The following is a 13,261-nucleotide window of genomic DNA, read 5'->3' on the forward strand; positions in this document are numbered from 1 at the left end:
TGTGCGAAGGTGGCGGAATTGGTAGACGCGCTAGCTTCAGGTGTTAGTGCCCCCCGGGTGTGAGGGTTCGAGTCCCTCTCTTCGCACCATGCTTTATCAGACAGCATGTAAATCCAGACTGATAACCCGATGTGCGAAGGTGGCGGAATTGGTAGACGCGCTAGCTTCAGGTGTTAGTGCCCCCCGGGTGTGAGGGTTCGAGTCCCTCTCTTCGCACCATGCTTCTGGCATGTAAAACGCAGAAAATGCGCTCCAACCGCATTTAAAAACCAGCTGGAGAAAATCAGTGTGCGAAGGTGGCGGAATTGGTAGACGCGCTAGCTTCAGGTGTTAGTGTCCCACGGATGTGAGGGTTCGAGTCCCTCTCTTCGCACCATTCATTATGCAAAAGGCCCATCACGAAAGTGACGGGCCTTTTGTTTTTACCCCTTGTTATGACTATGCTTTTGACGACTCACCGCCCATCGTCATGCCAAGGAATACATATGATACTGGATACCGACATTCACAACTTCTACGAGCATCTGGTGCTCAAGGAGATTGAGAAGCAGGGGCTCAGCCAGACGCTGAGCGCCAACCAGATGGCCGATCTCTGCTGCCTGACCCTGAACCAGCTCCCCTCCCACTATATTCGCCACGACGTCGACATGATCTACTTCCTGACCGATGCCAAGCGCAACGAGATGGAAAAGAACGTCATCACCTCCCTCAAACAGGCGCTGGAAAAGGTGCAGAGCGCACCGGCCACCTCGTCATAACCAGGGCTGCTGCCAGACAAGGGCCGCCACTCCGGTCATGCCGGCCACCGGCAACAGGATCAGCGCTGGTCTCAGCCTGGGTTCGAACATGACCCAGGCGGCCAGCAAGAAGCCCAGACTCCATACCCCGTACTCCCTCTCCTGACCCCAGATCAGGATGGCCAGCAGCCCGATCAGCAGCATGGCCCTCACTATCCATCTCATGACACACTCCCCGCCAACAACTGATAACAATTATCATTTGTATTTTGGGAGTATGCAATCGGACTTTCCTATCGGAGTCGAATGTCCCGTCGGGGCAGACAGAGCACTCAAAAACGGGTTATGAGATCAACTAAATTGTAAGTTTTTCAATCAAAATTGCATTTTTGCCAAATCAGTTGGGATTTGTCCCCCCTGGTTTGTGGTAGATTGCGGCCTCTTTTTGGGTGGGCCCCTCGGGATACGTGTATCCACAGGACGAGAGGGACCGACCTTGGCGAGCAAGAGTTTAGGAAGTATCTATGCAAAACCAACACAACCACATCCGATTGCCGGGCATGTCGCAGGTGTTTGCCTGTCTGGCCATTTTCCTGGCCCTGGCCTTCTCCTTCACCAGCGTGCTCGACCTGCCGATCCAGTTGGCACTGTTCATCGCCTGGTTCGTCATCATGGGGCTCGGCATCAAGCTAGGCCATGATTACAAATCCCTCGAGCAGGCGGCCGTCGACGGCGTCGCCAAGGGGATGGGGGCCATCCTGATCCTGGTCTCCGTCGGTGCCCTGGTCGGCACCTGGATTGCCGGCGGCATAGTCCCCAGCATCATCTACTTCGGCCTCAAGGTGATTCACCCGTCCATCTTCCTGCTGGCGACCCTGATCATCTGCTCCCTCACCTCGCTGGCCACCGGTACCTCCTGGGGCTCGGCCGCCACCGCCGGCATCGCCATGATGGGCATAGGCCACAGCCTGGGGGTGCCAGCGCCGCTGGTAGCCGGTGCCGTGCTCTCCGGTGTCTACTTCGGTGACAAGCTCTCTCCGCTCTCCGACTCCGTGGTGCTGGCCTCGACCATGTCCAACGTCGACGTGATGGAGCACATCAAGGGGATGCTGCCCATCAGCCTGTTCTCCTACGTCATCACCGCCGCCCTGTTCACCGTGGTCGGCATGCAGTACTCCGGCAACGTCAGTCTGGAGCAGGTCAACCTGGTGATGGAGGCGCTCGACAAGCAGTTCAACATCACCCCGCTGGCCATAGTGCCCGTGGTGCTGGTGCTGGGCCTGTTGGCCAACCGCAAGCCCGCCTTCCCCGTGATCAGCTTCGGCGCCCTGCTGGGCCTTGTCTGGGCCATCCTGTTCCAGGACATGGACCCGGTGAAGGCGATGCACTCCGCCTACAGCCCGTTCGCCATCACCTCCGGCGTCGACTTCATCGACAACATCCTGGGCCGTGGCGGCATGGAGTCCATGCTGGGCTCGGTGGCGGTCATCATCTTCGGTCTGGGCTTTGGCGGCCTGCTGGAGAAGGTCGGCATCCTGGAAGTGATCGCCAGCGCCTTCGAGAAACGCATCAAGGGTGCCGGCAGCCTGACTACCCACACCATAGGCACCGCCTTCCTGGCCAACGTGTTCGGCTCGGCCATGTATGTGTCGCTGATCCTGACCCCCAAGATCATGGCCAAGAACTACGACCGGCTGGGGCTGGCGCGCAAGAACCTCTCCCGCAACGCCGAGTTTGGCGGCACCCTCACCTGCGGCATGGTGCCCTGGAGCGACAACGGCATCTTCATGGCCGGGGTACTGGGAGTGGCCACCCTCGACTACCTGCCCTACATGTGGCTCAGCTTCACCTGCATCATTGTGACCATCACCCTCGCCTATCTGGGCAAGGCGGTGAACCGGATCCCGGTGATCGAAGCGGCCAGCTCCCGCTAACCGCCGGAAAAATCATGACAAAGGCGCCAACACGGCGCCTTTTGTCTGGGCGCGATTCGAGGTTAAGCTGGCACTCACCTTGATCGCACGCGGCAGGACGCCCAGATGAACTTCACCTTTCGACAGATCCGCTATTTCGTGGCGGTGGCCGACAGCTTCTCGGTCAGCCGCGCCGCTGCCGAGCTGCACATCTCCCAGTCGGCGGTCACCAGCGCCATCCGCGAGCTGGAGAGCGAGCTCGGCGCCCCCCTGTTCGAGCGCAATCCACGTGGCGTCAGCCTCACCACCCAGGGCCACCAGTTTCTGCTGCACGCCCGTCGCATCCTCGGCGCCATGACTGAGGCGAGCCACTCCCTCAAGGCGGTAGCCCAGCAGGATCAGGGGCGGCTCACCATAGGGGTGACGACGCTGGTGGCCGGCTACTACCTGTCGGAGGCGCTCGGCCGCTTTCGCCGCGCCTTCCCGGCGGTACAGATCGAGGTGAAGGAGGACGAGCAGCCCTATCTCGAGCACCAGATCGTCAACGGCGAGGTGGACGTGGGGATCCTGATGACCAACCGCACCATCCGCCAGGAGGCGTTCGATACCGAGCTGCTGACCCGCTCGCCGCTGCGGGTCTGGCTCGCCGCCAACCACCCGCTCTGCGCCGAGTCGACCCTCTCTCTCAAGGCGCTCGGTGAGGAGCCCATGATCTCGCTGACCGCCGATCAACTGGACCAGATCATCCGCGGCGGCCTGCGCCGCTACGGCATAGCGCCGCGCATCGTGCTGCGTACCGCCTCGGTGGAAGCGGTGCGCAGCCTGGTGGCGAGCCAGCTCGGGCTCGCCCTGCTGCCGGATTTTGCCTACCGCCCCTGGTCCCTGGAGCAGGAGCGGGTCGAGGCTCGTGCCATCAAGGAGCCGATTCCCGCCATCGACATCGGCCTGGTGTGGCGACGTGGCTCCCGGCTGGAGTGGACCGCCCGCGAGTTTATCGACATTGCGCGGGATCAGAGCCGGCTGCGGGCCCGGCAGGCACTCCCTCGCTAACCCTCTCTTGCCGGGCGACCACTAAAATTCAGATTCATCTGCACTCGATATCGATTTAGCAGATACCTCTGGCGTTAAAAATTGAAATTCTCATTGCTCAGCGCTTCTCCTACGCTCATGACTGGTTAACAGGATGTTAATTGTCAGCGTGGCATCACCACAGTGCCCGCCCCAGCAAGGAGAGCAAGATGAAACTGACCCCCCTCACCCTGGCCCTGATCCCCGCCCTGCTGGCAGGACAGACCCAGGCAGCCCCCACCACCCTCGGCAAGGGTGAAGGCCAGCTCAACATAGTGGCCTGGGCCGGCTACGTGGAGCGCGGCGAGACCGACAAGAACTACGACTGGGTAACCGGCTTCGAGAAAGAGACCGGCTGCAAGGTCAACGTCAAGACGGCCGCCACCTCGGACGAGATGGTGGCGTTGATGAACGAGGGGGGCTTCGATCTGGTGACCGCCTCCGGCGACGCCAGCCTGCGCCTCATCGCCGGCGGCAAGGTGCAGGCGCTCAACCTGGCGCTCATCCCGAGCTACGGCAAGATAGACCCCCGCCTGCAGAATGCCCCCTGGCACACGGTGGACGGCAAGCACTATGGCGTGCCCTACCAGTGGGGCGGCAACATATTGATGTACAACACCAAGGTGTTCCCCAAGGCACCCGACTCCTGGAGCGTGGTGTTCGAGGAGCAGACACTGCCGGACGGCAAGTCCAACAAGGGGCGGGTGCAGGCGTTCGACGGCCCGATCCACATCGCCGATGCTGCCCTCTATCTGATGAGCCACCAGCCGGCGCTCGGCATCAAGGATCCTTACGAGCTGAACGAAGATCAGTACAAGGCTGCCCTCGACCTGCTGCGCCAGCAGCGTCAGCTGGTGGGGCGCTACTGGCACGATGCCTTCGTCCAGATCGACGACTTCAAGAACGAGGGGGTAGTGGCCTCCGGCTCCTGGCCGTTCCAGGCCAATACCCTGATCGCAGACAAGCAACCCATCGCCACCACAGTGCCCAAGGAAGGGGTCACCGGCTGGGCCGACACCAGCATGGTGCACAGCGACGCCAAGAACCTCACCTGTGCCTACAAATGGCTGGAGCACTCCCTCAACAACAAGCTGCAGGGAGATCTCGCCTCCTGGTTCGGTTCCGTGCCCGTGGTGCCGGCCGCCTGCGAGGGCAATGCCCTGCTCGGGAAAGAGGGGTGCAAGACCAACGGCATCGACAACTTCGATCGGGTTCGCTTCTGGCGAACTCCCGTCTCCCAGTGCAAGAGCCAGGGAACCTGCGTGCCTTACTACCGCTGGGTCTCGGACTATATCGCCATTCTGGGTGGCCGCTGAAGTTGCCTTGAGTAAATGCCGATATGGGGCCGGACAGGAGTCCGGCCCGCTTCCCACACAGACAAGGACGTCCCATGAACGCCGTACAATTTGACCGGGTCAGCCGCCACTATGGCGAGGTGAAGGCGGTCGACGACATCTCCTTCCAGATCCAGGCCGGCGAGTTCTTCACCCTGCTGGGGCCAAGCGGTTCCGGCAAGACCACCTGCCTGCGGATGATCGCGGGCTTCGAATACCCGAGCGAGGGGGAGATCCGGCTGTTCGGCGAACCCTGCTCTACCGTGCCCCCCTACGACCGCAACCTCAATACCGTGTTTCAGGACTACGCCCTGTTTCCCAACATGGATGTGCGCGACAACATAGGCTACGGCCTGATGCTCAAGGGCATGGCCAAGGCGGAGCGCTACCGCAAGGTGGATGAGATGCTGGAGCTGGTGCGCCTGCCCGGCGTCGGCAACCGCAAGCCCGGCCAGCTCTCCGGCGGCCAGCGCCAGCGCATCGCCATCGCCCGGGCGCTGATCAACCAGCCGCGTATCCTCTTGCTGGACGAGCCGCTGGGGGCGCTCGACCTCAAGCTGCGCGAGCAGATGCAACTCGAGCTCAAAGCCTTGCAGCGCCAGCTCGGCATCACCTTCATCTTCGTCACCCACGATCAGCAGGAGGCGCTCTCCATGAGCGACCGCATCTGCATCTTCAATCAGGGCAAGATCGAGCAGATCGCCGCGCCGGATACCATCTACGATGCCCCTGCCACCCCCTTCGTCGCCCGCTTCGTCGGCACCGTCAACCTGTTCGAGGGAGAGCAGGCCCGCCGCCTGTGCGGCGATGAGCGCCAGATGATAGTGCGCCCGGAGCGGATCCGCCTCGCCGAGGCCGGTACGCCCGGCTGGTCCGGGGAGGTGCGCGAGGTGGAGTATCTCGGCCCCTTCGTGCGCTATCGGGTCGATCTCGGCGAACAGCTCGAACTTATCGTCAACCACCCCAACGAGGGCCAGGCCCGCCTGCCCCGTGGCACCCGGGTCAGCCTCAGCTGGCCGGAGCAGGCGATCCACCGTCTGCACACCGCCCACCAGGGAGCTCAACCATGAGCGCCCCCCACAGTGCGAGCCTTGCCATGAGCCAAGCTACCGACTCCGTTCGCGTCAGGCCGCTGCGGCGCCTCTCCACCCTGCTCTACGGCCGCTCCGGTCTGCTGCTGGCCATTCTGCTGGGGCCGCCCCTGCTCTGGCTCGGCATCATCTACGTCGGCTCCCTGCTGATGCTGCTCTCCAACGCCTTCTTCGGGCTGGACGAGTTCAGCGGCCAGATCCGTCACGAGCTGGGACTGCAGAACTTCGTCGCCCTGCTGCGGGCGGAGAATCTGGACGTGATCCTGCGTACCGTCGGCATGTCGCTGCTGGTAACCCTGGCCTGCGCCCTGCTCGGCTTCCCGGTGGCCTACTACATGGCGCGCTACACCAGCGGCAAGACCCGGGCCCTGTTCTACGTCGGCATCATGCTGCCGCTCTGGTCCAGCTATCTGGTGCGGGTCTACGCCTGGAAGCTGATCCTGGCCAAGGAGGGGGTCGTCAGCTGGCTGGCAGACACTCTGGGGCTGGACTGGCTGCTCGACGCCATCCTCTCGCTGCCGGTGATCGGCGGGCCGTCGCTGTCGTTCTCGCGCATCGGTACCTTCATCGTGTTCGTCTACGTCTGGCTGCCCTTCATGATCCTGCCCATCCAGGCGGCGGTGGAGCGGATCCCGCGCTCTTTGCTTGAGGCGAGCGGCGATCTCGGGGCGACGCCTGCCCAGACCTTCCGCACCCTGATCCTGCCGCTGGCCCTGCCCGGCGTGGTGGCGGGCTCCATCTTCACCTTCTCCCTGACGCTGGGGGACTACATCATCCCCGGCATCATAGGCAACTCCACCATGTACATAGGTCAGGTGGTCTACATGCAGCAGGGCACGGCGGGCAACCTGCCCTTCGCCGCCGCCTTCTCGCTGGTGCCCATCCTCATCATCGCCATCTACCTCACCATCGCGAAACGCCTGGGGGCCTTCGATGCGCTCTAATCAGCCCATGAAACGGGACCATGGCAGCCAGCCCTCCGGCCTGCTCAAGTACGCGGCCATCGGCGGCCTCCTGTTCCTGCACTTTCCGATCCTGTTCATCTTCCTCTACGCCTTCACCAGCGAGAGCAAGAGCTACCAGTTCCCGCCGCCCGGGCTCACCCTCAAGTGGTTCGAGGTGACCCTCAACCGCCCCGACGTGTGGCGTGCCATCCAGCTGTCGCTGGAGGTGGCCGGGCTCGCTACCCTGGTGGCCATGGTGCTTGGCACCCTGGCGGCGGGGGCCATCGCCCGCAGCCGCTTCTTCGGCCAGGAGGTGGTGTCGCTCTTGCTGGTACTGCCCATCGCCCTGCCCGGCATCGTCACCGGTATCGCGCTGCGCTCCGCCTATGGGGTGATGGAGATACCCTTCAGCTTCTGGACCATCGTCATCGGCCACGCCACCTTCTGCGTGGTGGTGGTCTACAACAATGCCCTGGCGCGCTTTCGCCGCACCAACCAGAGCCTTATCGAGGCGTCGATGGATCTCGGTGCCGACGGCTTCCAGACTCTGCGCTACGTGATCCTGCCCAACCTCGCCACCGCCCTGCTGGCGGGTGGCATGCTGGCGTTTGCGCTGAGCTTTGACGAGGTGATCGTCACTACCTTCACCGCCGGCCAGCAGACCACGCTGCCGATCTGGATGTATCAGGAGCTGATCCGGCCACGGGACAGGCCGGTCACCAACGTGGTGGCGCTCATCATAGTGGCCTTCACCACCATTCCCATTCTGCTTGCCTACTACCTCACCCGCGACGGCCAGGACGTCGCCGGCAGTGGCAAATAACGACTCAACGCGTGCGCAAGGATGCAACCATGAAACTCTCTACCCAACTCTTGATCGACGGTCAGTTCGTCACCGGTGACGGCCCGGCCGAGCCCATCCTCAACCCCGCCACCGGGGAGCTTCTCGCCTCGGTGCCAGAAGCCTCGTTCGAGCAGGTGAACCGGGCGGTGAACGGCGCCCAGCGCGCCTTCGCCCAGTGGAGCCGCACCACCCCGGCCCAGCGCAGTACCCTGCTGCTGCGCCTGGCCGATGCCATCGAGCGCCACGCCGAGGAGTTCGCGGCGCTGGAATCCCTCAACTGCGGCAAGCCCTATCTGGCGGTGCTGAACGACGAGCTGCCGGCGGTGGTGGACTGTTTCCGCTTTTTCGCCGGCGCGGCTCGCTGCCTGCAGGGGCCACTCGCCGGGGAGTATATCGAGGGACACACCAGCATGATCCGCCGCGACCCCATCGGCGTGGTGGGCAGTATCGCCCCCTGGAACTACCCCCTGATGATGGCGGCCTGGAAGATGGCCCCGGTGCTCGCCGCCGGCAATACGGTGGTGCTCAAGCCCTCCGAGCAGACCCCCCTCACCGCCCTGCGCCTGGCGGAGCTCGCCAGCGAGCTCTTCCCCCGTGGCGTCATCAACATCGTCTGCGGCCGGGGCGAGAGCGTGGGGGCGCCGCTGGTGGAGCACCCGCTGGTGCGCATGGTGTCGCTGACCGGTGACATCGCCACCGGCCAGAAGATCCTGCAGAGCGCCGCCCGTACCATGAAGCGCACCCACCTTGAGCTGGGGGGCAAGGCGCCGGTCATCATCTTCGACGATGCGGATCTGGAGGCCGTGGTGGCGGGCATTCGCACCTTCGGCTTCTACAACGCCGGCCAGGACTGCACCGCCGCCTGCCGCATCTATGCCCAGGGCAAGATCTACGACAAGTTCGTCGCCGCCATGACCGAGGCGGTGGCCTCCATCAAGGTGGGCGGTCCGCGCGAGGAGGGGGTGGAGATGGGGCCACTCATCTCTGACCGGCAGCGCAACCGGGTGGCCAGCTTCGTGGAGCGGGCCCAGAGCAGCGGTCACGTGGAGGTGACGGCGGGGGGCAAGATCCGCCCAGGCAACGGCTTCTTCTTCGAGCCGACCCTGATCGCCCACGCCCGTCAGGAGGATGAAATCGTGCGCCGGGAGGTGTTCGGCCCCGTGGTGTCGGTGACCCGCTTCAGCGACGCCGAGCAGGTAGTGCAGTGGGCCAACGACTCGGACTACGGCCTCGCCAGCTCGGTCTGGACCAAGGATCTGAGCCTTGCCAGCAAGGTGGCCAGCCACCTGCAGTACGGCTGCACCTGGATCAACACCCACTTCATGCTCACCTCCGAGATGCCCCACGGCGGCATGAAGATGTCCGGCTACGGCAAGGATCTCTCCCTCTACGCCCTAGAGGACTACACGGTGCCGCGGCATATCATGGTGAAGTTGTAGAGACGCTATGGGAGGCGCTCGACCGAACACCTGGCCTGTCACGAGCCCTCCCTGGCCGGGAGGGCTCATTCGTCTTGGAAATACAGTGCATTGCACCGGGCAAGAGAGATGCGGCTGCGCCGCATAAGGCAATGGGGGCACGGTATTGACTCCCCTGACCCTCGCCGAGGCGAGGGGCGCGGCCAACCACCGAGACGCCCCCCGGTTGGGGATTGTCCCTCCCCTCATCCCAGGCCCCATAATGGCCGCTCATTGGAGGAGGCCTTCATGTTTATCCTTGAGACCGAACGCCTGAGGCTGCGCGATATGCGCCTCGACGACGAGGCAGCCTTCGTGACCATCATCCAGGACGAGCGCTATCAGCGCTTCTACAGCGAGGAGGATGGCCGGGCGCAGAAGTACCGGGAGCTGACCCGACTGTTTGTCGAGCAGGCCGGCGAGCGCCCCCGGCGCGCCTATCAGCTGGCGATAGAGCATAAGGCGACGAATGCCCTGATCGGCACAGTCTGCCTGCGTCTGGAGAGTGATCAGCAGGCCTCGATGGGGTGCGGCATGGCGCGCCACAGCCAGGGACGCGGACTGATGCAGGAGGCGGCCTCGGCCCTGACGGGCTTCGGGTTTGCATCGCTCGGGGCGCACCGTATCTATGCCGAGACCCTGTCCCGGAACCGGGCTGCCATACGGCTCTGCTCCTCGCTCGGGATGCGCCAGGAGGCGCACTTTCGCGAGCATCGCTACTTCAAGGGGCAGTGGTGGGGCACAGTAGTGTTTGCCCTGCTGCGAAGCGAATGGTCCCATCAGGGCTGCGCGGCGCCCACAGAGCCGGCCACTTGCGGCTCACCCCATCCCCCAACCGGGCCGACTGATGAGTCGGCCTGCCCCCCACAGTGATGACCCACACAGGAAGATGATATGTTGAGCAACCGACACCTTGGCCTTCACGCGTTGAGGTCATCAGCGAGCCGACCAGTGCGCTGGCTGCTGTGGTCCACCCTGCTGATGATCTGCTGTCTCGCGGGAAAGGCCCAGAGCCAGCCACAGACAGACGCCAATCCGACAGGCTACGCCCTGCTCTATACCGGCCCCATCTCGGACCCGGACAGCAACGAGGCAATCGCCGCCGTGGTCAAACAGGCCGGCCTCCCCGTGGTTTATCTCGACAACCTGAGCGATCTCCCGGCCAAGCTGGCGGGCGCCCGTCTGTTTATCATCGGCGGGACCGAAGATGACGTAGAGCCCCTGGTTCATCGGTTCACCCCAGCCATCGCCGGGGCGCTCAAACGCTATCTGAGTCAGGGCGGGCGCTATCTGGGGATCTGCGGCGGTGCCTTTGTCGCTTCTCTGGGTTGGGCCGACGAGGGCAATTATGTGAAGGCGCTCGGTTTGGTGCCGGCCGAGTCAGACGACTACGACGGTGACTTCTCTCCCAAGATCCATGACATTCGCTGGCTCGGGGAGGTGCGCCGCATGTACTACCAGGCCGGCCCCACCTTCGCCCTGCAGCCAGGTACCGAACCGGTGCGTGAGCTTGCCTACTTCGACGATGGCCGGCTCGCCGCCTTAATCGGCGCCTATGGTAAAGGAAAAGTGGCCGTCTCCGGGCCCCATCCGGAAGCCCCCGACAGCTGGAAAGCCGAAGCACAAGATGGCGATACCATGGATACAAACATCCCGCTGGCCGTGCAGCTGGTGCAGGAGCTCCTCTCCGATCGCCCCGTCCTGACACCTCGCTAGCGCCGGCATCAGTTCGCCAGATCCCAGGGACACACCTTGGCCAGCCCCTCCTTGCCACTGCTGGCCAGCGCCTGCTGCACCATCCGCTTGTAGCGATTCTTGATGTGCGCAGGCAGGGCCGGCACCAGCAGGCGTTCGTCAAATTCAGGCAGGGCCTGCGGCGGCAACACGGCCTGCTCCTCCGGGGTCAGCGGGGGGCGGGCCGATCCATTGCTGCCGGAAACCGTCGGTGTGCCCATCAACATGCGGCTCTGCAGGGGTTCGCTCAACAGGAAGTCGATCAGCAGGTAGGCCGCCTTGAGCCTGGCCGGATCATCCCCGACATCCCGCGCAATCGAGAGGGCATCAAGGGCATAGATGGCCCCCTCCCTTACCATGGCGATGCGCCACTGCTGACCGTTTTGCCGATTGCACTCCACCAGCTCCAGCCCCCAGGTGGTGGCCAGGCGCTGATGGCGCAGATCCTCGCACCGATTGGCCTGATTGAACCAGAAGCCCCGGCTCGCCTTGAGCCGCCGGGTCAGTTGCCCTTCAACCTCGTTCTGCAACGGGCTATCGGCCAGCATTTCGCCGCTGGCAAAGAGGGCGGGTGACTTGCCAAGGGAGAGCAGCACGGAGAAGAGCAAGGGCTCAAACTGATCGCAGAAAACCGCAAATTGCCCCTGCCGCGTCGGCTCGGCCAACGCCTGCCAGCTGGTGGGCGGGGTGTTTTCCTGCTTGCTGTCGTAAGCCAGACTGAACATGGCATAGGAGAAGGGCACGGAATAGTTGCGCTCCCCCAACTTGTCATACTCGGTATTCTTGAGGGCCGGCCTCACCTCCTGGTAATGGCGCAAACGGCCAAAGTCGATGGGCAGCAGCAGCTTGAAGAGTGGTTGATGATGCGCCTTGTAGAAGTAGCTGGTCGGCATCACCACGTCGGCACTGCGGGTGCGCAGAGCACGATAGACGCTGTCAAAGTCGGTGAGCAGCGGTTCGATCCGGGTCACTGTCGCCTCCACCCCCTCGCGCTTGGCGTACTCGGCAAATTGCTGTTCATATCCGGCGGGCAGATACCCCCACTCCAGCAGCCTGAGCTGCACCGGGGCAGCCAGGGCCGACCCCATACAACAGCAGGCCAACAAGACGAGACTACGCATGATCACTACTCCCACAACTGGTTCTTCAGGGAGTATAGGCTTCTGTGGAACGGGAAAACGGCAGGCGGCAGGCAGCGGATGGATATCCCCGCGCAATGTATTGAACAGGTAGAATGTGTGCAAGCTGCACGGCACCGACGGCATGGTCGGGCAGGGAAATGAAAGGCGGTCTATCGGAAGAGAGGATCTGTCGCGCTTCGCGGCGCGGGAGTGTGGCGCAGGAGTGCGCTGCGAACTGACCGCGCCGAGGATCTGCCGTATGGCGATCCATGGCAGGCTTGCACCTTTGAGCTCGGTGGCCGGATGGCCGGAGCCGGAGCGGACGCCCGCCAACGACGACAGGGAGGCCTCGGCCTCCCTGTTTTGTCTCGCATGGGGGTCCGGTTGCCCGGGGATCCCTTAGCGCTGACGCCCGCTGCCGATACCGAACGGAATGCGGTAGTCGCTGCTCTGCTCACCCAGGCTCACGGTCAGGTTGCCCTGGGTACGGCTCGGGATCTGCACCTGTTGGCTGCCCATCAGGTTGGCGTGCACGGAGGCAACCACATCACCAGACTCGTCACGAACTTCCAGCATGGGGTTGGCCTTGCCTTCGACGGCAGCGGTGGCGTGCCAGTTCACAAACAGCACACCCGGGACGGCGTTGAAGTCAGCCGGAACGGAAGCCTGGGCAAAACCTGCGGTCATCAGGCCTGCAACGGCCAGCATCTTGATTACGTTTTTCATGTTCATTCACTCTCTTGGTTTCTATGTCATTGCCTGGGCCGACGGCCCCGAATCAATGCATCCATGCAAGAGGTTATTCAAATAGTGTGTAGTTCTTTCACCAACATCAGACCTCCTATTTGAAGGTCTCACAGCCTTGAACGACCAGTTATTTGGCCGCTTGGCGTTCCTGCCTAAGCGTTGAGTGAATATTAAACATCCAGGCTCGTCATTGTTAGCGAGATAAACTGGCCTAGATGTTCAAAAAATCTGAAGTGGCTGTACATCCCGGGTTCAGCCAATGACGGACAAG

Annotated in this window: 13 protein-coding genes and 3 tRNA genes; 13 read left to right on the plus strand and 3 right to left on the minus strand. The window is 63.1% G+C overall.

Going from position 1 to position 13,261, the window contains the following annotated elements:
• Window positions 1-3: 3 nt before the first annotated feature.
• From AB5Y95_RS06505 to AB5Y95_RS06520, 4 genes are all read left to right on the plus strand, one after another.
• Window positions 4-89 (plus strand) — tRNA-Leu (locus tag AB5Y95_RS06505).
• 44 nt (window positions 90-133) lie between these two features.
• Window positions 134-219 (plus strand) — tRNA-Leu (locus AB5Y95_RS06510).
• Window positions 220-290: 71 nt separating this feature from the next.
• Window positions 291-376 (plus strand) — tRNA-Leu (locus AB5Y95_RS06515).
• A gap of 109 nt (window positions 377-485) precedes the next feature.
• Entirely contained in the window at window positions 486-758 is a 273-nt protein-coding gene (locus AB5Y95_RS06520; RefSeq protein ID WP_005305474.1) for a late competence development ComFB family protein, read from the plus strand.
• On the opposite strand, the gene AB5Y95_RS06525 is transcribed toward AB5Y95_RS06520, so the two are convergent.
• Window positions 753-962: a hypothetical protein gene (locus AB5Y95_RS06525; RefSeq protein WP_017766456.1), complete on the minus strand. Its 210-nt coding sequence runs from the start codon at window positions 960-962 to the stop codon at window positions 753-755. The two genes, AB5Y95_RS06520 and AB5Y95_RS06525, sit on opposite strands and share 6 nt — an antisense overlap.
• A 299-nt stretch (window positions 963-1,261) precedes the next feature.
• Between AB5Y95_RS06525 and nhaC the strand changes: the two genes are divergently transcribed.
• From nhaC to AB5Y95_RS06570, 9 genes are all read left to right on the plus strand, one after another.
• Entirely contained in the window at window positions 1,262-2,671 is a 1,410-nt protein-coding gene (gene nhaC, locus AB5Y95_RS06530; RefSeq protein WP_005305478.1) for a Na+/H+ antiporter NhaC, read from the plus strand.
• Between the two features lie 105 nt (window positions 2,672-2,776).
• On the plus strand, window positions 2,777-3,700 hold the full coding sequence (locus tag AB5Y95_RS06535) for a LysR family transcriptional regulator (RefSeq protein WP_252603520.1): 924 nt from the start codon (window positions 2,777-2,779) through the stop codon (window positions 3,698-3,700).
• A 188-nt stretch (window positions 3,701-3,888) separates the two neighbouring features.
• A complete protein-coding gene (locus tag AB5Y95_RS06540) occupies window positions 3,889-5,034 on the plus strand; it encodes an ABC transporter substrate-binding protein (RefSeq protein WP_017779090.1) in 1,146 nt (381 codons plus the stop codon).
• Between the two features lie 74 nt (window positions 5,035-5,108).
• On the plus strand, window positions 5,109-6,122 hold the full coding sequence (locus AB5Y95_RS06545; protein WP_368160150.1) for an ABC transporter ATP-binding protein: 1,014 nt from the start codon (window positions 5,109-5,111) through the stop codon (window positions 6,120-6,122).
• Complete coding sequence (locus tag AB5Y95_RS06550; protein ID WP_005305490.1) at window positions 6,119-7,087, plus strand: ABC transporter permease; 969 nt, start codon at window positions 6,119-6,121, stop codon at window positions 7,085-7,087. Before AB5Y95_RS06545 ends, AB5Y95_RS06550 begins: the two co-directional genes overlap by 4 nt.
• Before the next feature lie 7 nt (window positions 7,088-7,094).
• Window positions 7,095-7,910: an ABC transporter permease gene (locus tag AB5Y95_RS06555; protein WP_010636002.1), complete on the plus strand. Its 816-nt coding sequence runs from the start codon at window positions 7,095-7,097 to the stop codon at window positions 7,908-7,910.
• Between the two features lie 29 nt (window positions 7,911-7,939).
• Window positions 7,940-9,370 carry a gamma-aminobutyraldehyde dehydrogenase gene (locus AB5Y95_RS06560; RefSeq protein ID WP_368160154.1) on the plus strand — a complete coding sequence of 477 codons (1,431 nt, stop codon included), beginning with the start codon at window positions 7,940-7,942 and terminating at the stop codon, window positions 9,368-9,370.
• Window positions 9,371-9,637: 267 nt separating this feature from the next.
• Window positions 9,638-10,261: a GNAT family N-acetyltransferase gene (locus AB5Y95_RS06565; RefSeq protein ID WP_368160157.1), complete on the plus strand. Its 624-nt coding sequence runs from the start codon at window positions 9,638-9,640 to the stop codon at window positions 10,259-10,261.
• A 78-nt stretch (window positions 10,262-10,339) separates the two neighbouring features.
• The gene (locus AB5Y95_RS06570) at window positions 10,340-11,104 is read left to right on the plus strand and encodes a hypothetical protein (protein WP_368160160.1); all 765 of its coding nucleotides are present in this window, start codon (window positions 10,340-10,342) and stop codon (window positions 11,102-11,104) included.
• 8 nt (window positions 11,105-11,112) lie between these two features.
• Here the strand turns inward: AB5Y95_RS06570 and AB5Y95_RS06575 are convergent, their stop codons facing one another.
• Entirely contained in the window at window positions 11,113-12,210 is a 1,098-nt protein-coding gene (locus AB5Y95_RS06575) for a PotD/PotF family extracellular solute-binding protein (protein WP_025201092.1), read from the minus strand.
• 432 nt (window positions 12,211-12,642) lie between these two features.
• Window positions 12,643-12,975: a hypothetical protein gene (locus AB5Y95_RS06580; protein WP_195879311.1), complete on the minus strand. Its 333-nt coding sequence runs from the start codon at window positions 12,973-12,975 to the stop codon at window positions 12,643-12,645.
• Between the last annotated feature and the right edge of the window lie 286 nt (window positions 12,976-13,261).

This window comes from Aeromonas sp. R5-3, from assembly GCF_040908225.1.
Classification (GTDB): Bacteria; Pseudomonadota; Gammaproteobacteria; order Enterobacterales; family Aeromonadaceae; genus Aeromonas; species Aeromonas dhakensis.